The sequence below is a fragment of the Cryptosporangium phraense genome (assembly GCF_006912135.1).
GTDB classification, from domain to species: domain Bacteria; phylum Actinomycetota; class Actinomycetes; order Mycobacteriales; family Cryptosporangiaceae; genus Cryptosporangium; species Cryptosporangium phraense.
Map to the genome: position 1 here is coordinate 237906 of NZ_VIRS01000003.1, position 18886 is coordinate 256791.

Genomic DNA, 18886 nt, shown 5'->3' on the forward strand with positions numbered 1-18886 from the left:
GCTGGTAGGTCCTCAGGCGGCGCTGCTCGAGTCGCAGGCCGTCTCGCCGAACCGGGCCGGGGCGGGCGTCGTCGTCGGCGTCGTCGCGATCGGTGCCGAACCGCGCGCGACGATCGTCCGCAGGAGCACGAGGCCGAGCACGGAGCAGCACGCGGCGGCCGCGAACGCGGCCCGGTAGCCGCCGAGGGCGGCGGCCTGACCGACGACCAGCCCACCGAGGCCGGTGGCGACGTCGAAGAACATCGTGAACGTGGACACGGCGGCGGCCTGCTCGGACTCCTTGACCCGGCTGATCGTCAGCGCCATCAGGCCGGGGTACTGGAACGCGATCCCGGCGCCGAGCGGCACGATGCCGACGTAGATCCAGACCTCGGACGGTGCCGCGGCGATGATCACCAGCCCCAGCACGACCCCGATCGTGGCCAGCGTGCCGGCCCGGACGGCGCCGATCCGGTCGGGCAGCCCGCCGGCGAAGATCCGGGCCGCCAGCACGACGACCGAATAGGCGAGGAACATCCACGACGGATTGCTGCCTCGCAACTCGTCGACGTAGAGCGGGATGTAGGCGTTGAACGCGACGACGCCGATGATGCCGAGGGCCAGCACCGCGCCGGGCCAGAGGGCCGCGGAGTGGAAGCGCGGAGCGCGTTCGCCGCGGGCCCGGTGGTTGGCGACCAGCAGCATCGGCAGCGTGCCGAGCAGTTGCAGCAGGCCGGCGACGACGAACGTCGGCCCGACGCCGAACGTGTCGTAGCAGGGCTGGCCGATCACCGGCCCCAGCCCGATGCCGAGGTACGGCGCGACCGAGAAGTAGCTGGACGCCTTCGAGCGCTGCTCCGGCGGGGCGGTCGCCATCACCCGGGCGATGCAGGCGACGAACATCAGCGCCAGCGCCGCTCCCGACAGCAGCCGGAAGAGCAGCAGGACCGGCAGGTTCCCGGCCAGCGCGTAGGCCGCGGTCGAGACCGCACCGGCGACGCCGCCGATCAGGACCAGCGGCTGGAAGCCCAGGTTCTGGATGGCCCGGGCGGTGAACGGGCGGACCATCACCGCCGACACCGCCATGATCCCGACGACGACGCCGATCGCCAGGTCGCCGCCTCCCAGCGACTGCACGAAGTACGGCAGCACCGGCAGCGTCATGCCGAGGGAGAGAAACGCGCCGAGCGCGGCGACGAGGAGGAGGGCGAACTCCTTGGTGATCAGTCGGGCCGAGGACCGGTCACTCGGTGTCGCCATACGAAGTCTCTCCGCCTCTCAAATCACGCGATGCCTCCCAAACCTTGTATCCGGGGCGCGGACTTCGCAGTGGACTCTGTGGTGCAGCTCACCTGATTGGGTGCGCGGTCCAACTACGCGGATCGCTGAGCATCCCGGCCGGGTGGGCGCTCGCGGCGATCCGGAGGCACTCGGCCCGCAGCGCGCCGACCGTGGACGACCGATCGTCGGCGGCCCGGCAGCGGATCCGGAGCTGGGTCTTCGGGTCGAGCGCGAACGTGACCGTGCGTTCGTCGCCGATCAGGATCTCGCGGGCCGGGCGGCCACCCAGCGTGGTCGTGGGTGGGTCCGCGCGCTCCGGAATCGCCGAGACCTCGATCTGCGCGTCCGGGTCGGTCGGCGAGGAGAACGTGACGCCCGCGGTGAGGTCGCCGAACCGGTCCCGGACGACGTCGGTGCGGAGCGTCACCAGGTCGCGCGGGCGGCTCGTCGTCAGGGGGAGCGCGACCGGGGTGCCGTCGCCGACCCGGACCGAGCGGGCGATCCGGGTGGCGGTGCCGAGCGGGTCGGACAGGCCGGAGATCTCGACCTGGGCCACGGCGCCGGGAGCCCACTCCCAGCGCAGGAAGTGCACCGCGCGGTCGGTGTACCAGCGGGAGGATTTCGCACCGATCGGTGGTCCGGGCTGGACGGTGGCGTCGGTGAAATACGCCGGCGGCGGCGCGCCCGGCGGGACGATCGAGACGAGGACGTCGCTGGTCGCGTGGCTCGCGTAGAGCTCCTCGAGTACCGGCGTCGTCGAGGAGCCGCGGGCGGTGAGCGTTTCCGGCAGCCAGCCGACGGTCAGCCGCGACCGCAGCGGGTCGAAGCTCTCCGGGGCGGCGGTGGCGGCGGCCGAGGCCGGGGTGGGATCGGGGACGTGTGCCTCGTCGTCGGCCCGGGGGCTCGGCTGCAGCAGGAGACCGAAGCCGGCCAGCAGGGCGGCCGAGACGCCGGTGATGATCAGTAGCCGCCGCACGCCCGCCAGTGTTCAGGAAACGGCGAAACGCGCGCGGACCTCCCAGAGACGGGCGATCGCCAGGCCGGCGAACGCGACGAGAACGCCACCGACGACATCGAGGACCCAGTGGTGGCCGGTCACCAGCACGACGACGCCGGTCACGGCGGCGTGCAGCCAGCCCAGAGCGCGCGCCCACCAGCGGGCGGTGAGCGCGCTGACCGCCAGCGCGCACCAGACCGCCCAGCCGACGTGCATGCTCGGGAACGCGGCGTACGGGTTCTCGGCCCCGGAGATGACCGGGGCGTTCGTCAGGCCCTCGAGCAGCCGGGGCGGCGCGGACGGCCAGGCCCAGGAGATCGCGACGCCGATCAGGCTGGCCGCGACGAACGCGGAGCGGAAGCGGTAGTAGGCGGCCGGGTCGAACAGCACGAGCAGCCCGAAGACGACGAACGGGACCGCGAAGTGGCCGGTGACGTAGTAGGCATTGGCGATCGCGGTGCGGAGGGGGTCCTCGGCCCACCAGGTGCTGAGCAGGCGTTCGAGGCCGAAGTACTCGAGGGATCGGATCGTCTTGGCGTGCGCGTAGGCGGCCTCGGTGCGGTCGGCCGAGCCGAGGCCGACCGCCAGGTAGGCGCCGATCCCCAGGGCGATCAGGGCGAGTTCGGTCGCGATGACGCGCACCCACTGGCGTGGGGGTGCCGCCACCGCGGACGGGATCGTCGTGGTCGCCACTGGGTGCCCTCCTTCGCAGGTAGGGCGTGATCCCCCGGAAATCGACGCACTACACCTGGTCAGGCGGGGGCGGGCACGTGACGCGGCGCACTGTTCTCCCGGGGTTTGCGGCCCAGGTCGGCGGTCGGGACGTGGGCGGTCTCGCGGCCGGACGCGGCGGCCACGGCCGAGACCACACAGAGGACGGCCAGGAAGATCGCGACCGGCAGCCAGCCGCCGCGTCCGTCGCCGGCCAGCGCGGCCCCGACGGTCGGGGCGAACCCGCCGATCGCGAACCCGAGCTGGGTCCCGATCGCCATGCCGGACAGCCGGACCCGGGTCGTGAACATCTCGCCGTAGAACGCCGGCCAGGTCGAGTTCGGCGCGCTGTAGACGACGCCCGAGAGCAGGATGCCGACCGCGAAGATCAGCGGCCAGTTGCCGTGTCCGATCGCCGAGAGGTACGCGAACATCAGCGCGGCCGAGCCGAGCGTGCCGCCGATCATGACCGGTTTGCGGCCGATCCGGTCGGCCAGCGTGGCCCAGAGGGGGATCGCGCCCAGCGCGACGACGTTGGCCAGCACGCCGACCCAGAGCAGCGTCGACTTCTCCAGCCCGACCGTGTCGGCGCCGAACGAGAGCGCGTAGACGCCGAAGATCGTGCTGACGCTGGCCACCATCGCGACGAGCACGACCCGGATCACCGAGGCCCAGTGGTCGCGGAACAGCACGGCCAGCGGGGCCTTCGGGACCTGGTCCTTGGCCGCTTCCTGGACGAATTCCGGCGTCTCCTCCATCCGTCGCCGTATCAGGTACCCGACCGCCATGACGACGACGCTGAGCAGGAACGGGATGCGCCAGCCCCAGGTGAGCAGGCTGTCGTCGGGTAACGCGGCGACCGGGAGGAACACGGCCGTGGCGAGGATCTGGCCCATCTGGGTGCCGTTGAGCGTGAAGCTGGTGAAGAAGCCGCGGCGGTGCTCGGGGGCGTGTTCGAGCGTCATCGAGTTCGCGCTGGCCTGTTCGCCGGCTGCTGAGAAGCCCTGGGCCAGCCGCAGCGTGACCAGCAGGATCGGCGCGAGGACGCCGACCTGGCCGTACGTCGGCAGGCAGCCGACCAGGAACGTCGAGACGCCCATCAGGATCAGCGTCAGGACGAGGACGCGTTTGCGGCCGAACTTGTCGCCGACGTGGCCGAGGACGAACGCGCCGATCGGGCGGGCGGCGTAACCGACGCCGAACGTGGCGAGCGCGAGGAGCGTGCCGGTCGCCGGGTCGGAGTCGGCGAAGAACACCTTGTTGAAGACCAGGGCCGCGGCCGTGCCGTAGATGAAGAAGTCGTAGTACTCGAGCGCGCTGCCGATCCAGGCGGCGAGGGCGGCCTTGCGGGGCTGAGCGGTCGGAACGGGAGGTGCGGTCACGAGGGGCTCCCTGGGTGTATGCGGCGGTGCAGACACTGAGCAGCGGGTCGCGCTAATGAACCGTACGGTTACGTACCAGAGGGTGAGTTAGCGGCGGCGTCGTGTCAAGGGGCGCACCCCCGTTTCCAGCCCGCGCCGGACGCCGTCAGCGCCGCCGGTCGCGTCGGCAAGCCGGCCGACCGGATCGGCCACCGCAACGCCGCGCCCGCAACGGCGGCCCGCCGCCAGCGCCACGCAGTCGAGTGCGGGACCAACCTGATCACCGGTGATGGAGCAGCTAGAGCCGGTCTAGCGAAGCCGAGAGGCCTTCGTGTCCCCGCTGATGCGGTGCTAGCCCTGCGCGCACGCCTGACCTCGGTCGGTTGGTGGAGGCCGGTCGCGCGGGTTTCCGACTACTTCCACGTGGCATGGCACACGGCCGACGTTGGGCCGACCCCTATGCGGTCGTCGGCGAAGCGCTAGGCGCGGCCGGGACACGAGATCGGCCCTCGCGCCCCCCGCAGGCCAGACCCGAACACCGCCGTCCCTGACCGCAGCGGTCACCGCTATCGGGGCCGGGCCCAGGCCGAACGCAACCGCGAAGCCACATCAGGCAAACCCCCGACCCCCGCTCCGCCGGCGGAGCCCGACCACCCACCCGGTCGACGAACCTCCCCGAACAGCACGCCTAAGCCCGGCCGACGTGGGCCGTCAGGTACTCGAGGACCAGGTCGCCGATCATGCGGCGGTGGTGCTCGGTGAGGGCGGGGTCGAGCATGTCGCGGCCGAAGATCGCCTCGAACGTGTACCGGTTCGCGGTCCGGAACACGCAGAACGCGCTGATGACCATGTGGACGTCGAGCGCGTCGACGTCGGCGCGGAACAGGCCGGCGGCGCGGCCCCGGTCGAGGATGCCGGACAGCACGTCGACGGCCGGGGCGGCCAGCCCGGCCAGCACCGGTGACGTGCGCAGGTGCTCGGCGTGGTGGACGTTCTCGATGCTCACCAGCCGGATGAACGCCGGGTGGGACTGGTGGTGGTCGAACGTCAGCTCGGCGAGCGCGCGCATGGCCCGGGCCGGGTCGAGATGGTCGACGTCGAGATCCTGCTCCAGGCGGCGGATGCCGGCGTAGGCCCGTTCGAGCACGGCGACGTAGAGGCCCTGCTTGGAACCGAAGTAGTAATAGATCATCCGCTTGGTGGTGCGGGTTCGGGCAGCGATCTCGTCGACCCGGCCGCCGGCGTAACCGCGGTCGGCGAACTCCTCGGTCGCAGCCTCCAGGATCTCGCCGCGCGTGCGTTCGGCGTCGCGCTGACGTTCCGGGGGCGCATCAGCGGCGGTCACGCATCCGACCATAGCGTTGGCTCTTCCTCTGGGCGTTTTCCTGCGGTACAAGTAACTATCCGGTTCATTATCTCGGAGGGTTCCCGTGGCGGTCCGCTCGCTCACCTCGCGCCGGCCGGTGCGCGTCGGCCTGATCGGGTCGGGGATCGGCCCGTCGCTCTCGCCCGCGCTGCACGAGCGGGAGGCGTCGCTGCTGGGGCTCGACTACACGTACCGGCGGCTCGACCTGGACGAGCTGGGCCGGGCGCCGTCGGACGTCGGGGGACTGGTGGCGGAGGCCCGACGCGCGGGGTTCCAGGGGCTGAACATCACGCACCCCTGCAAGCAGCTGGTGATTCCGTTCCTCGACGAATTGTCGGAGGCGGCGGGCAAGATCGGGGCGGTCAACACGGTGGTGTTCACCGCCGACGGGCGCTCGGTGGGGCACAACACGGACTGGTCGGGGTTCCGAGACGGGCTGGTTCGCGGGCTGCCGGACGTCCGAATGGGGGTGGTGGTGCTGCTGGGGGCGGGAGGCGCGGGCGCGGCCGCGGCCCACGCGCTGCGTGCGTTGGGCGTGGGGACCGTGCACGTGGTGGACGTCGATCTCGAGCGTGCGCGGTCGCTGGCCGACCGGCTGCACACCGTGGCCCATCCGGTCGGCGAGCTCGCGGACGTGCTGGCCGGGGCCGACGGGCTGGTGCACGCGACCCCGGTCGGGATGGCCGAGCATCCGGGCCTGCCGCTGGCCGCGGAGCTGCTGCGGCCGGGGTTGTGGGTCGCCGAGATCGTGTACCGCCCGCTGGAGACCGAGTTACTGCGGGCCGCCCGGGCCGCCGGCTGCGCGGCGCTGGACGGCGGCGGAATGGCCGTGCACCAGGCCGCGGCGGCGATGCGCCTGTTCGCGGGCGTCGAGCCGGACGCCGACCGGATGGTGCGCCACCTCCGCGAGCTGATCTCGGCGGAGGCCGGCCGTGCGCGCTGACCTCGCGACCGTGTGTCTGTCCGGGACGCTCGAAGACAAGCTCGTCGCCGCAGCCGAGGCCGGCTTCGACGGGGTCGAGATCTTCGAGCCGGACCTGGTCGCGTCCTCGCTGCGCCCCGGCGACCTCCGGGTCCTCTGCCGCGACCTCGGCCTCTCGATCGACCTCTACCAGCCGTTCCGCGATCTCGACTCCACCGATCCGGACCGGTTCGCGGCCAACCTCCGGCGGGCCGAGCGCAAGTTCGACGTGATGGAGTCGCTCGGGGTCGGCACCGTGCTGGTCTGCTCGTCGGTGTCCCCGGACGCGGTGACCGACCCCGACGAGCTGGCCGCGCAGCTCGCCGCGCTCGCTTCCCGCGCGGCCGCCCGCGGTCTGCGGATCGCCTTCGAGGCGCTCGCCTGGGGCACGTACGTCAATACCTACGAGCACTCCTGGGACGTCGTCCGGCGGGCCGATCATCCGGCGCTCGGGCTGTGCCTGGACAGTTTCCACATCCTGTCGCGGGGTTCGGACCCGGCGCCGATCGCCCGGATACCGGCCGAGAAGCTGTTCTTCCTGCAGCTCGCGGATGCGCCGGTGCTGTCGATGGACGTGCTGCAGTGGAGCCGGCACCACCGGCTGTTCCCGGGCCAGGGCGCGTTCGACCTGCCCGGGTTCCTGCGGGCGGTGCTGGCCGCGGGGTACGCCGGGCCGTTGTCGCTGGAGGTCTTCAACGACGTCTTCCGGCAGGCCGACCCGGCCCGGACGGCGGTCGACGCGCGTCGGTCGCTGCTCGCGCTGGAGGACGCGGTCTCGCCGGCCGCGGTTTCGCCGGCCGCGGCGCCGGCCGCGGTTTCGCGGGCCGCGGTTTCGCGGGCCGCGGTCTCGGCCGCGCCGACCGGGCCGGGGCCGGCGGCGGCAGGGCCGGTCGACCCGGCGCCGGCGTTGGCCGGGCACGCGTTCGTGGAGCTGCTGGCGTCGTCCTCGTCGGAGGCGGAGGAACTCGGGCGGGTGCTGGGGGCGCTGGGGTTCTCCCGGACCGGGCGGCACCGGTCGAAGCCGGTCGAGCGATGGGAGCAGGGCCGCGCCCGGGTCCTGCTGAACGCGGCCGACTCGGCTGCCGGCCCAGCCGCCGGCCGCGAAGCCGCCGGCCCTGCCGCCGGCCGTGAAGCCGTCGGCCGTGAAGCCGCCGGCCGCGAAGCCGACGGCGGGGGAGCGGTCGTCGGGGCGCTCGCGGTCGAGTCGGCGGACCCGCCGGCCGCGGCCCGGCGGGCCCAGCGCCTGCTCGCGCCGCTACTCCCCCGAGACCGGGGACCGTCCGAAGCCGACCTCGCCGCGGTAGCCGCCCCAGACGGCACGCCCCTCTTCTTCTGCCGCACCGGCGCGACCGGCCCCGGAGCCTGGTCGGTCGACTTCGACCCCCTCGAACCGACGGCCAGCGCCCCCGCAGCCCCGGCCGCCACGTCGGCCGCGCCGGCCACCCCGGCCACCCCGGCGGCCGCCCCGGCCGCGCCGGCCGCCGGGCCGGGCGGGATCGGCGTCACGGGCATCGACCACGTCGGGCTCTCCGAGCCGTTCGACCGCTTCGACGAAGCGGCCCTCTTCCACCGCGCCGTCCTCGGCCTCACCCCACTCTCCACCGGCGAGTTCGCCGCCCCGTTCGGGCTGATCCGGGGCCGCGCCCTCACCGACCCGGCCCGCAGCGTCCGCATCGCGCTCACGGTCTCGCGCCTGAGGCGCGGCGACTGGGCCCCGGCCGTCGCCGAGCCGCAGTACGTCGCGTTCGCGGTCGACGACGTCATCGAGAGCGCCCGCCGGGCCCGCGCCGCGGGCGCGCCGCTCCTCGCGATCCCCGACAACTACTACGACGACCTCGACGCCCGCCTCGACATCCCGCCGGACCGGCTGGCCGCCTACCGCGACCTCGGCATCCTGCACACCGAAGACACCGGCACCGGCGCGTATCTGCACGTCAGCACCCCGCTGCTGGGGGGCAGGCTGTTCCTGGCGCTGGCCCAGCGGGTCGACGGCTACGACGGCTACGGCTGGGCCGACGCCCCGGTCCGGATGACCGCCCACCGCCGCCACCGCCTTGTCCGGTCGGGGTGATCCCGGAAATACTCAGGCATGAAGACGACCCGGACCGACGTCAGCGTCGACGACTTCCTCGCGTCGGTGCCCGACGAAAGCCGCCGCGCCGACGCGATCGCCGTCCGCGAGGTGATGCGCAAGGTCACCGGCGACCCCGGCGCGATGTGGGGCGAGAGCATCGTCGGGTTCGGCGAAGCAACGCTGCGCTACGCGACCGGCCGCGAGGTCGAGTGGTTCGTCGTCGGCTTCTCGCCCCGCAAGACGTCCACGACGCTGTATCTCGGCGAGGACTTCCCGGGCAAGCACGACCTGCTCACCGGCCTCGGCCCGCACACGACCGGCAAGGGCTGCGTCTACGTCAAACGTCTCGATGTACTCGATCCGGCCACGCTGGAGCGGCTCGTGGCGGCCGCGGTGACCCGGTGACCGACCACTTCGACCTCGATCGGCAGGACGGCATCCTCACCGTCCGCACCCACACCGACGGCGGCCCGGCCCGCTGGTCCCGCGACCTGCTCGCCGCCTGGGTGCGCCTGCTCGGCGAGATCGCCGCCGACCGGACCACCGAGGTGCTGATCGTGACCGGCACCGGCGACGCCTGGCTCGGCGGCGTCGACGCGGCCTCGTTCGCCACCCCACCGAGCGCCTGGACCAGCGACGAGGTCGACGAGCAGTACTCCAACGGCGTGAAGCTGCTGGAGCGGATGATCGTCGACATCGACGTGCCGACGATCGGCGCGATCAACGGCCCCGGCTTCCGGCTCGAGCTGCCGCTCCTCTGCGACCTCACGCTCGCCACCCCGGACGTCCGGATCGGCGACGGCAACTTCACCGCCGGCTCCGCGCCCGGCGACGGCCTGTACCTGATCCTGCGCGAGCTCGTCGGCGTCAAACGCGCGACCGGGATCGTCTACACCGGAGCGACGCTCACAGCGGCCGAGGCCGAGGCGCTGGGCCTGATCGCCCGCGGCTGGCAGACCGCGATCCTTCCCGACCTGCGCCACGCCTACGCCCACCAGCTCCTCACGATGACCAGCCAGTGATCGACGAAGACTCGTTCGGGGCGGCTTTCGAGACTCATCGGCGCGAGCTGCGGCTGCACTGCTACCGACTCCTCGGCTCCTACGCCGACGCCGAGGACCTCGTCCAGGAGACGTTCCTCCGGGCCTGGAAGGGCCTGGCCACGTTCGAGGGCCGCTCGTCGGTCCGCGCCTGGCTCTACCGGATCGCCACCAACGCCTGCCTCGACGCGCTGCCCACGCGTCCGTCCCGGGTCCTGCCGCACCACCTGGCCGGGGCCACCGACCCGTCGGTCGGCCTCCCGCCGCGCACCGACCTCCCGTGGCTGCAGCCGTACCCCGACGAGGAGCTCCCGGAGACCGCCGCCGTCGACCGCGAGACGATCACGCTCGCGTTCCTGGCCGCACTCCAGTTCCTGCCGGCCCGGCAGCGCGCCGCGCTCGTCCTCCGCGACGTCCACGGCTGGCCCGCGTCCGCCACCGCCGAGGCGCTCGACCTGAGCGTCCCCGCGGTCAACAGCGCGCTGCAGCGCGCCCGCGCCACCCTCCGGCAGCATCTACCGGAACGCCGGTCGGAGTGGCGCGCCACCCGGCCGGGCCCGGCCGAACAGCAACTGCTCAACCCCTATCTGGACGCCGTCCGGCGCGCCGATCCGGCCGCGGTCGCCGCGCTGCTGGCCGAAGACGTCCGGACGACGATGCCGCCCTGGCCGATGTGGTTCGAAGGGCGCGACCACGTCCGGCGGGCGCTCGCGTCGAGCTGGGACCCGGACCTCCCCGGCTACGTGGGCGAGCTCGTCTCGGAACCGCGCGGGGTCAACGGCGGGATCGGGGTCGCGACCTGGGCACGCGCGCCCGGCGACGACCGGTTCCGCCCGTTCGCGATCGGCGCCTACCGGATCGAGGACGGGCTCATCGCCGAGATCACCGCGTTCCACGATCCGGCGCTGTTCGAAATATTCGGGATGCGCGACCGATGAGTTTCGCGCCGGTCTCCCGTCTCAACCGGGGTACGTACTCACCTGGAGGAGACGAACCATGGCGAAAGTGCTCTACGGTGCCACGATGTCGCTCGACGGCTTCATCGCCGGCCCGGACGGTGACATGTCCTGGCTGAAGGACCACCTCGGCCCGGACCCGGTGGCCGACGACCTGGTCGCGCACGTCGGCTCGGTGCTCGTCGGCGGCCGGTCGTACCGCGGTGACGACCCGAACGTGGGCACCGAGAAGGAGGGCCCGTTCGGCGGCGCCTGGCACGGCGAGCAGATCGTCCTGACCCGTACGCCGGCCCCGGACCTGCCCGGCGTGACGTTCGTGAGCACTCTGAACACCGCACTCCACCAAGCCAGGGCCGCGGCCGGCGACCAGTACGTCTGCATCATCGGCGCCGACGTCGGCCGCCAGTGCCTCGACGCCGGCGAGGTCGACGAGGTGCTGGTGTTCGTCGCCCCGGTCCTGCTCGGCGACGGGGTGCCGCTCTACCGGCACCTGGGCGGCGCGACCACCCGCCTGGAGTGCACGAACGTGCACACGACCCCACACGCGACGAGCCTCTGGTACCGCGTGCACCGCTGACCGGCGGGTGGACGTGTCGCTGAGTTACTGAGTCAGCAGCGGACCTGGCCGTCGACGATCTTGAAGTAGGGGGAGGCGCCGAGGTCGCCGGTGAGTGGGCTGATCGCGTGCATCCACATCCGGAACACGCGCTCCAGCGCCTCGAACCGGTCCGCCGCCGCGTTCAGCTCGTCCACGCCCAGGTGTTTCAGCGTGGGCTGCTGCCGGGCCTCGAGGCCGAGATCCGGGTCGATTCGGGCGTAGCCGGTGAACCAGTCGCCGGGCGCCTGGGCCTCCCGGGTCGCGAAGGCCGCGGTGAGCTCGGTCTCCAGTGACTCCAGCAGCGCGTCGATGCGCAGGTCGTCCTTGTACTGCCGGGTGAGCGTGCTGAACGCCTTCAGCAGGTCGCCGTCCGGCACCGGCACGTCCTGGCGCGAGGCCATGACCTGGATCCGCCAGCGGAGCGCGTCGATCAGCGTCGCGTAGGCCAGCACGTACCGGCCGACCGCGCGGACCTGGGCGTCGTCGGGGCTGTAGGACTGGTCAGTCACGGGGGCCTCCAGGCAGGTTCGCGTCCATCGCCACGAACGCCGCCCGGGCGCGGGCGGCGGCTTCGAGGACGAGCGGTTCGGTGTACGTCGTGCTGTGGTTCGCCTTGGCCACGCTGGCGACGATCGTCCAGGCCAGCCCGACCAGCAGGACGTCGTCGCCGCGCTCGATCTGCTCGGCCGACAGCCGCTGACGCAGGACCGGCACGATCCTGTCCTTGATGTTCCGGCCGACGGCCTCGCCGATGAACGCGTACTTCGCGGGCAGCCGGGCGACGATCGCGTTCCAGGCCCGGGAGTGCTCCTGAGCGGCCGCGTTGCGGTGGGCGATCGCCTGGATCAGGGCTTGTAGCGGCGGTTCGTCCGCGGGCCGCGCCGCGAGCTGATCGGGGATCCGCGACCCGCCGCGGACCCCGAACTCGATCAGCACGTCGTCGCGCGAGGCGAAGTAGCGGTAGAACGTCCGCTCCGAGATCTCGGCCGCGGCAGCCAGGTCCGACACCGTGATGCCGTCGTAGTCGCGGCTCTCGAACAGCTCGACGGCGCGGGCGGTGATCACGTCCCGCCCGGCCTCGCGCCGGGCGAGAGCGGTCTGCGTACGGAAGTCCACGCCGCTCCTCAGAGTCAGTTCCTGCCGACTACTGGCAGAGTCTGCCACACTCTTGCTACCGTCCGGAAAGGCTTACTGGAAGGTGAGATCGAATCATGCGCATCGAGGACATGACCCTGATCAGCATCGACGACCACGTCGTCGAGCCGCCCGACATGTTCGAAGGCCACGTCCCGGAGAAGTACAAGGGGCTGGCCCCGAAGGTCGAGAAGAACGAGCAGGGCAACGACAACTGGGTCTTCCAGGGCGCGTCGATGGGCACGATGGGCCTGAACGCGGTGGTCAGCTGGCCGGCCGAGGAGTGGGGCATGGACCCGGCCGGCTACGCCGAGATGCGTCCGGGCGCCTACGACATCCACGCCCGCGTCCGTGACATGGACCGCAACGGCGTCCTCGCGTCGATGTGCTTCCCGACGTTCGCCGGGTTCTCGGCCGGCTTCTTCCAGAAGGCCCCGGACAAGGACCTCGCGTTCGCGATGCTCCAGGCCTACAACGACTGGCACGTCGACGAGTGGTGTGCCGCCTATCCGGGCCGGATGATCCCGATCGGCATCTCGCCGGTGTGGAACCCGGAGCAGATGATCTCGGAGATCCATCGGCTCTCGGCCAAGGGTGTGCGCGCGGTGACGATGCCCGAGCTGCCGCACCTGCAGGGTGTGCCGTCCTATCACGACCTGGACTACTGGGGACCGGTCTTCCAGGCGTGCAGCGACACCGGCACGGTGATGTGCCTGCACATCGGCGCCGGTCTCGGCGCGCTACGCCTCACCCCGGGCGCGCCGATCGACAACATGATCATCCTGGCGACGCAGGTGTCGGTGCTGGCGGCCCAGGACCTGCTCTGGGGCCCGGCCATGCGCACCTACCCCGACCTGAAGATCGCCTGGTCGGAGGCGGGCATCGGGTGGATCCCGTTCTACCTCGACCGGTCCGACCGGCATTACACGAACCAGCGCTGGCTGCGGCGTGACTTCGGTGGGTCGCTGCCCAGCGAGGTGTTCAAGGCCCACTCGCTGGCCTGCTACGTCACCGACCCGGCGGCGCTCAAGAACCGGCACGAGATCGGCATCGAGACGATCGCCTGGGAGTGCGACTACCCGCACTCGGACTCGATCTTCCCGAACGCTCCGGAGTTCGTCCTCAACGAGATGAACAACGCGGGCGTCAATGACGACGAGATCAACATGATCACCTGGCAGAACAGTGCCCGCTTCTTCGGCTGGGACCCGTTCAAGCACATCTCGGCGTCGGACGCGACGGTGGGCGCGCTGCGGGCGACGGCTACCGATGTGGACGTGACGATCCGGCCGAGGGCGGAGTGGAAGAAGCTGTACGAGGCCGCACACGCCTGAGGAACTCGCTAGGGCGCCGACGGGGCTCGGAACGCGCGGATCGTGAGTGCTGCGAAGCGTCGGGATGCGGCGACGCGGGCTGCTGGGGTGTTCGCGCGGATGCCGCCGCCGGCCATGAGCATGAGGGTCACGTCGTTCACCGTGACGTCGGTGCGGAGGCGGCCGGTCGCCTTCGCCCGGCGTACGAGTTCGGCCGCGGAGGCCAGCGAGGAGGCTCGGTTCGCCGTGAGGTCCAGTGCGCGCGGGAACCGGGCCTTGACCGCCGCGGCGAAGCCGTTGTCGCGTGCTTGCAGGTCGCAGAGTCGCGCGACCGTCCGGCAGAAGCCGCGCCAGGGATCGGGGTCGGCGAGCCCGTCGTCCAGGGCAGATCGCCAGGCCCGCAAATCGTCGGCGAACACCTCCGCGACCAGGAGCTGTTTGGTCGGGAAATGACGGTAGACGGTCGACGTTCCGGTTCCCGCGCGTCGAGCGATCTCCCGGATCGGTACGTCCAGGCCCTGTGCGCCCAGTGCCGAGCGGGCCGCATGAATGATGCGCTCGTGGTTCTCCCGGGCGTCGTCGCGCGGGCTGCGGGACAAACGAGCGGTCACCGCTCTCACATTAGTGAAGCGGCCCGGGACGCTGGCTACGGTCCGGTGTATGACTTCTACCAGGCCTGACTCGGACACCTGGGACCTCGCGACCAGCGTCGGAGCGACCGCGACGATGGCCGCCGCGGCCCGGGCGATCGCGACGCGCGCGGATCGTTCGCTCATCGACGATCCGTTCGCCGAACCGCTCGTCCGGTCGGTCGGCATCGATCTGCTCACGCGGCTGGCGACCGGCGAACTTCCCCCCGACGAGCTGGTCGGGTCGGCGGCGATCGACGGAGCCCAGATCCGCACCCGGTTCTACGACGAGTTCTTCCTCGACGCGACGACGGCGGGCATCGATCAGGCCGTCATCCTGGCGTCCGGACTCGACTCCCGCGCCTACCGGCTGGCCTGGCCGGCGGACGCCGTCGTGTTCGAGGTCGACCAGCCGCAGGTCATCGACTTCAAGACCCGGGTCCTGAGCGAACTGGGCGCCGCACCGACCGCCGACCGGCGGGCCGTCGCGGCCGATCTGCGAGACGACTGGCCGGCCGCGCTGCGTGCCGCCGGATTCGACCCGGCCCGGCCGACCGCGTGGAGCGCCGAAGGGCTGCTCAGCTACCTGCCGCCCCCAGCGCAGGATCGTCTGCTGGACCTGGTCACCGAGCTCAGTGCGCCGGGCAGCCGGGTGGCCACCGAAAGCCGGCCCGCTCCGCTACCGGACGAAGAGGCCACCACGAAGGCGGGACTGCGCCGCATTTCCGAGCGCTGGCGCGCGCACGGGTTCGATCTCGATCACGCGCGCCTGCGCTATTTCGGGGAGCGCAACGAAGCTGCTCGGTACCTCGCCGACTGCGGCTGGACGCTGAGCGCGATCACCGTCCGAGACCTGCTCGCCGCCAACGGCCTTCCGCCGTTCCTCGACGACGACCTGCGGATGGGCGACGTGGTCTACGTCAGCGGCGTCCTCGATCAGATGACGACGTAGCCGGACCACGGTGATCGGTCAGCCGCCCGAGACGAACCTGGTGCCGTTCCAGCGGTAGGTACGGACCAGGGTGCCACCTGAGTCCGGACGCCAGTCGACGACGATGGTGCGGCCGTTCTCGCGCAGACTCGGCAGTGGATCGACGTAGGCCTGCATGCCGTCGACGAACCCGATCGGCGTCGGGCCGCCTTTCGCATTACCCGTGAACGCGACGATCATGAACCTGGTCTCCGGACCGCCGACGGTGGCGTTGCCGTAGCAGGTGATCACCACGACCGCATCGGTGAGCCCGTCCCGGTCGACGTCGCCGTAGACCGGCGGCGCGCTGGGGACGATCGAGTAGTGCCAGGGCGGCAGCGAGGCGACTCCGTCGGAGAACTGGACGCGAGTGAGCGGGCACACGTCGTTCGACGGCAGGTTCATGACCGAGTTGCGCCAGTCGATCGGGCGCAGTGCCGTCCTGGCCGCCGTGGCCGAGGGCGGCGCGGAACTCGACCCGTCCGGCTCCGACGACCGGCCGGAGGGGGTGGGGTAGCCGGGCGTCGGGGCCGGGACAGCGGTCGGCTTCGGGGTGACCGGCCGCAGCCGGTCGGTGTCGTGGCGGCCGGCGAAGCCGAACACCACGCCGATCGCGGCAATCAGGACCAGGGCCGTCGCCGCGGCGGCCAGGCCGTGCCGGCGGCGGCGAGCGGCCGCGATGCGCCGGGCGTGCGTCGGTCCGGGACCCCGGTAGGGCTCGTCCGCGGCGGTCATCAGCCCGCGGAGCAGCCGCGTCACGTCCTCCTCCGGGTTCATCGGATCCTCCCGTCGACGGTCGGCTCGCCCAATTCGGAGGCCAGCGCCGTGCGACCCCGGTGCAGCCAGGACTTGACCGTTCCCTCGGCCACCCGCTCGCCGGCGGCGATCTCGGCGATCGGGACGTCGGCCAGGTAGTGCAGGACGATCGCCTTCCGTTGCTTGGACGGGAGCAGCGCGAGTGCGGCCACCAGCGCCACGTGCGTCGGATCCGGCGGCGGCACCACCGGTTGCTCCCGCTGCCCGGCCAGGAACGCGAGGGATCGACGGGCCCGGCGCCATCGACTGACCGCCAGCCGCAACGCGACGGTGCGCACCCAGGCCGCCGGCTCGTCGTAGGCGTGGAGGGTCGACCAGCGCGCCCACCCGCGGGCGAACGCCTCCTGGACGAGATCCTGGGCCGCGCCCCGGTCGCCGACGTAGGCGTAGAGCTGCTTGCACAGCGACGGGAAGTGGGCGGCGTAGAAGGCCGCGAACTCCGCCTCGCTCTGGGATTCCACCAGCGGCTCCGTCCGGTCAAGTGCACTCACTGGAGTACACGCTGACGCGGGCGTCCGGTTGCACCTCGATTTCGCGGAGGCGTCACCGCCCGGGCCGCGGACGGGTCAGCGGCGGCTCCACTCCTCGGCCAGCAGCTGGTAGGAGCGGACCCGGTCGGCGTGGTCGTGCGTGATCGTCGTGATCACCAGTTCGTCGGCGCCGGTCGCGTCGCGGAGCTGTTCGAGCCGGTCGGCGACGGTGCCGGGCGCGCCGACGAACTGGGTGTCCACGCGGTCCTTCACCAGGTCCGGGTCCCACGGGTAGGCGGCGGCTTCGTCCGGGGTCGGGTAGGCGATCGCGCCCGCGCCGGAGCGGATGCTGTGCACCCAGGGCGCGTAGCCGGAGGCGAGTACGGCGGCCTGCTCGTCCGTCTCGCCGACCACGACGTCGGCCGAGACCGAGACGTGGGGACGGTCGAGGTCGGCCGAGGGCGTGAACGCGGCCCGGTAGGCGCGGACGGCGTCGAGGACGGTGCTCGGGCTGTGGTGGTAGCTGGCGACGAAACGCAGGCCGTTCCGGCCGGCCACCGTCGCGCTGGAGCCGCCGGACGCGCCGAGGATCCAGACCTGGACGTCGGCGCCCTCGCCCGGGTTCGCGTGTCCGGCCGGGTGGGTGCCGGCCAGGAGCGCGAGGACGTCGCCGATCTGCTCGTCGTAGCTCGGGGTGTAGGCGCCGGGCTGTTGCAACAGGTCGAGTTGGGCGGCGATCTTCGGGCCGGCCGTCTGCAGGAGGCGGCTCACATCGAAGTGCTTGGGCAGCAGCAGGCCGTTCTCGGCGCGTTCCTCGGCCGTGTGGGCCGCGCGACCCCGGTCGGCGAGGTACGCGGTGGCCGCCGCCGCCAGCACCGGCTGCGCCGCCGCCCCGGCCCCCGCCGCCGCCAGCACCGGTTCCGCCGGCTCCGCCGGCTCAGCGGCGGCCGGTTCGGGAACGGGCGGCTTCTGGCGGCCGAACGAGCGGCCGATGCCGAGGTCTATGCGCCCCGGATAGGCCGCGTCCAGCAGGCCGAACTCCTCCACGGTCGCCAGCGGCTGCCGGTGTCCGAACTGGACCCCGGCCGACCCGATCCGGATCGTGCTGGTCGCCGCCGCGGCCAGCGCGATCGACACGGCCGGCGACGACCCGAGCACGCCCGGGTTGAGGTGATGCTCGGCGAACCAGTAGCGGGTATAGCCGAAGCGCTCGGTCTGCCGGGCCAGGTCGATCGCGTTGCGGACGGCCGCGCCGACGCTCTCGCCGCTGCTCCGGGGAATGAGGTCGAGCACGCCGAGGGGAGTGATCGTCATACCTATCAACCCTATAGGCATTGAGGGCGATCCGAACAGTGACTACAAAAGCAGACCACCGCGACGGGCGGCGGCGACCGTCGCCGTCCGGGTGTGCGTGCCGAGCTTCCGTCCCGCGCTGCGCAGATAGCTCTTCACGGTCTCCGCCCCCAGCCCCAGCCGCCGCGCCGCCTCCGCGTTCGTGCACCCCACCGCCACTAGCGCCAGCACGTCCACCTCCCGCCCCGACAGCGTCACCCCGGACCGCGCCCGGCCGACCGTCAGTCGTCGGGAGACGTCGAGCAGGCGACGGCGGAGCTCGGGATCGTCGACCTCGCGGGAGATCGCGCGCAGTTCGGCGTCCGCCTCGCGGACGTCGTCCCATTCCGGCGCGGACGGGCGCTCCCGGGCGGCGCGCGTGAGCGCGGCGGTCTCCAGCGTCTCCAGCCGACGCTCGACCTCCCGCTGCACGGCGAGCTCGACCGCGGCCTCGGCCGCGACGGCGGCCATCGCGTCCACCACCCGTGGCCCGAGCGCGAACGGCTCGCGGATGCCCCCGTACAGCACCGCGAGCGCCTTCCCGCCGACGACGGCGGGCACCGCGGCGATCGCCCGCAGGCCCTCGCCGACGACTGGGCGGTCGTAGTCGTGGGTGATCCGGGTGTCGGCGGCGTAATCGGCGACGCTCGAGGGCCGGGACGTCGCCAGCACCCGGCCGCCGAGCCCGTTGCCGTCCGTCACCAGGAGGTTCTGCAGGCCGGCGGTCGTCGTCCCGGTGAACTCGGTCAGGCGCAGACCGCCGGGGACGAGGAGGCCGCCGAAGGCGACCGGCAGGCCGGTCGACCGGCGTAAGCGCAGCAGCGCGCCGCGCACGGCGGCGTGTTCGCTGGTCATCCCCCCAGGGTGCCACCCCCGAACGGGGGTGGTGGCGTCTGTC

The 18886-nt window shown here is 72.3% G+C and carries 20 protein-coding genes; 8 read left to right on the forward strand and 12 right to left on the reverse strand.

The window, feature by feature from the left end; translation table 11 throughout:
* Positions 1-12 precede the first annotated feature (12 nt).
* The 5 genes from FL583_RS05765 to FL583_RS05785 form a co-directional block, all read right to left on the reverse strand.
* Positions 13-1239: an MFS transporter gene (locus FL583_RS05765; protein WP_142703404.1), complete on the reverse strand. Its 1227-nt coding sequence runs from the start codon at positions 1237-1239 to the stop codon at positions 13-15.
* 88 nt (positions 1240-1327) lie between these two features.
* The gene (locus tag FL583_RS05770; RefSeq protein WP_142703405.1) at positions 1328-2236 is read right to left on the reverse strand and encodes a hypothetical protein; all 909 of its coding nucleotides are present in this window, start codon (positions 2234-2236) and stop codon (positions 1328-1330) included.
* A gap of 12 nt (positions 2237-2248) precedes the next feature.
* Entirely contained in the window at positions 2249-2950 is a 702-nt protein-coding gene (locus tag FL583_RS05775) for a phosphatase PAP2 family protein (protein WP_170323501.1), read from the reverse strand.
* Positions 2951-3009: 59 nt separating this feature from the next.
* Complete coding sequence (locus FL583_RS05780; protein ID WP_142703407.1) at positions 3010-4350, reverse strand: MFS transporter; 1341 nt, start codon at positions 4348-4350, stop codon at positions 3010-3012.
* 667 nt (positions 4351-5017) lie between these two features.
* Complete coding sequence (locus FL583_RS05785; protein WP_142703408.1) at positions 5018-5686, reverse strand: TetR/AcrR family transcriptional regulator; 669 nt, start codon at positions 5684-5686, stop codon at positions 5018-5020.
* Positions 5687-5759: 73 nt separating this feature from the next.
* Between FL583_RS05785 and FL583_RS05790 the strand changes: the two genes are divergently transcribed.
* The 6 genes from FL583_RS05790 to FL583_RS05815 are packed head-to-tail and all read left to right on the forward strand — an operon-like array spanning position 5760 to position 11303.
* Entirely contained in the window at positions 5760-6638 is an 879-nt protein-coding gene (locus FL583_RS05790) for a shikimate dehydrogenase (RefSeq protein ID WP_240746589.1), read from the forward strand.
* Positions 6628-8727, forward strand: coding sequence for a sugar phosphate isomerase/epimerase and 4-hydroxyphenylpyruvate domain-containing protein (locus tag FL583_RS05795; protein WP_142703409.1), 2100 nt, complete (start codon positions 6628-6630; stop codon positions 8725-8727). The genes FL583_RS05790 and FL583_RS05795 overlap by 11 nt, the downstream gene beginning before the upstream one ends.
* 18 nt (positions 8728-8745) lie before the next feature.
* Complete coding sequence (locus FL583_RS05800) at positions 8746-9135, forward strand: DUF1801 domain-containing protein (RefSeq protein WP_142703410.1); 390 nt, start codon at positions 8746-8748, stop codon at positions 9133-9135.
* Positions 9132-9752, forward strand: coding sequence for an enoyl-CoA hydratase/isomerase family protein (locus tag FL583_RS05805; protein WP_170323502.1), 621 nt, complete (start codon positions 9132-9134; stop codon positions 9750-9752). The genes FL583_RS05800 and FL583_RS05805 overlap by 4 nt, the downstream gene beginning before the upstream one ends.
* Positions 9749-10708 (forward strand): RNA polymerase subunit sigma-70, encoded by a 960-nt coding sequence (locus FL583_RS05810; protein WP_205751871.1) that lies wholly within the window; start codon positions 9749-9751, stop codon positions 10706-10708. The genes FL583_RS05805 and FL583_RS05810 overlap by 4 nt, the downstream gene beginning before the upstream one ends.
* Before the next feature lie 58 nt (positions 10709-10766).
* Positions 10767-11303: a dihydrofolate reductase family protein gene (locus FL583_RS05815; RefSeq protein ID WP_142703412.1), complete on the forward strand. Its 537-nt coding sequence runs from the start codon at positions 10767-10769 to the stop codon at positions 11301-11303.
* 32 nt (positions 11304-11335) lie between these two features.
* Here FL583_RS05815 and FL583_RS05820 read toward each other — a convergent pair whose 3' ends face one another.
* Together FL583_RS05820 and FL583_RS05825 are read right to left on the reverse strand one after the other, a co-directional pair.
* Positions 11336-11833 (reverse strand): hypothetical protein, encoded by a 498-nt coding sequence (locus tag FL583_RS05820; protein ID WP_142703413.1) that lies wholly within the window; start codon positions 11831-11833, stop codon positions 11336-11338.
* Complete coding sequence (locus FL583_RS05825) at positions 11826-12440, reverse strand: TetR/AcrR family transcriptional regulator (RefSeq protein WP_170323503.1); 615 nt, start codon at positions 12438-12440, stop codon at positions 11826-11828. The genes FL583_RS05820 and FL583_RS05825 overlap by 8 nt, the downstream gene beginning before the upstream one ends.
* Before the next feature lie 95 nt (positions 12441-12535).
* On the opposite strand from FL583_RS05825, the gene FL583_RS05830 reads away from it, so the two are divergent.
* Positions 12536-13792 carry an amidohydrolase family protein gene (locus FL583_RS05830; protein WP_142703415.1) on the forward strand — a complete coding sequence of 419 codons (1257 nt, stop codon included), beginning with the start codon at positions 12536-12538 and terminating at the stop codon, positions 13790-13792.
* Positions 13793-13800: 8 nt separating this feature from the next.
* Here the strand turns inward: FL583_RS05830 and FL583_RS05835 are convergent, their stop codons facing one another.
* Entirely contained in the window at positions 13801-14382 is a 582-nt protein-coding gene (locus FL583_RS05835) for a TetR/AcrR family transcriptional regulator (protein ID WP_205751872.1), read from the reverse strand.
* Between the two features lie 49 nt (positions 14383-14431).
* On the opposite strand from FL583_RS05835, the gene FL583_RS05840 reads away from it, so the two are divergent.
* Entirely contained in the window at positions 14432-15352 is a 921-nt protein-coding gene (locus FL583_RS05840) for an SAM-dependent methyltransferase (RefSeq protein WP_142703417.1), read from the forward strand.
* An 18-nt stretch (positions 15353-15370) separates the two neighbouring features.
* Here FL583_RS05840 and FL583_RS05845 read toward each other — a convergent pair whose 3' ends face one another.
* From FL583_RS05845 to FL583_RS05860, 4 genes are all read right to left on the reverse strand, one after another.
* Complete coding sequence (locus tag FL583_RS05845) at positions 15371-16147, reverse strand: hypothetical protein (RefSeq protein ID WP_142703418.1); 777 nt, start codon at positions 16145-16147, stop codon at positions 15371-15373.
* Positions 16144-16647 carry a SigE family RNA polymerase sigma factor gene (locus FL583_RS05850; protein ID WP_205751873.1) on the reverse strand — a complete coding sequence of 168 codons (504 nt, stop codon included), beginning with the start codon at positions 16645-16647 and terminating at the stop codon, positions 16144-16146. The genes FL583_RS05845 and FL583_RS05850 overlap by 4 nt, the downstream gene beginning before the upstream one ends.
* 105 nt (positions 16648-16752) lie before the next feature.
* Positions 16753-17970 carry an LLM class flavin-dependent oxidoreductase gene (locus FL583_RS05855; RefSeq protein ID WP_142703420.1) on the reverse strand — a complete coding sequence of 406 codons (1218 nt, stop codon included), beginning with the start codon at positions 17968-17970 and terminating at the stop codon, positions 16753-16755.
* A gap of 42 nt (positions 17971-18012) precedes the next feature.
* Positions 18013-18843, reverse strand: coding sequence for a helix-turn-helix transcriptional regulator (locus FL583_RS05860; protein WP_142703421.1), 831 nt, complete (start codon positions 18841-18843; stop codon positions 18013-18015).
* Positions 18844-18886: the final 43 nt, after the last annotated feature.

Excerpts from the sequence above, each read along its gene's own strand:
- FL583_RS05765 (WP_142703404.1), bottom strand. The coding sequence starts at position 1,239 with ATGGCGACACCGAGTGACCGGTCCTCGGCCCGACTGATCACCAAGGAG.
- FL583_RS05785 (WP_142703408.1), bottom strand. The coding sequence starts at position 5,686 with ATGGTCGGATGCGTGACCGCCGCTGATGCGCCCCCGGAACGTCAGCGC.
- FL583_RS05800 (WP_142703410.1), top strand. The coding sequence starts at position 8,746 with ATGAAGACGACCCGGACCGACGTCAGCGTCGACGACTTCCTCGCGTCG.
- FL583_RS05815 (WP_142703412.1), top strand. The coding sequence starts at position 10,767 with ATGGCGAAAGTGCTCTACGGTGCCACGATGTCGCTCGACGGCTTCATC.
- FL583_RS05830 (WP_142703415.1), top strand. The coding sequence starts at position 12,536 with ATGCGCATCGAGGACATGACCCTGATCAGCATCGACGACCACGTCGTC.
- FL583_RS05840 (WP_142703417.1), top strand. The coding sequence starts at position 14,432 with ATGACTTCTACCAGGCCTGACTCGGACACCTGGGACCTCGCGACCAGC.
- FL583_RS05845 (WP_142703418.1), bottom strand. The coding sequence starts at position 16,147 with ATGAACCCGGAGGAGGACGTGACGCGGCTGCTCCGCGGGCTGATGACC.
- FL583_RS05855 (WP_142703420.1), bottom strand. The coding sequence starts at position 17,970 with ATGACGATCACTCCCCTCGGCGTGCTCGACCTCATTCCCCGGAGCAGC.
- FL583_RS05860 (WP_142703421.1), bottom strand. The coding sequence starts at position 18,843 with ATGACCAGCGAACACGCCGCCGTGCGCGGCGCGCTGCTGCGCTTACGC.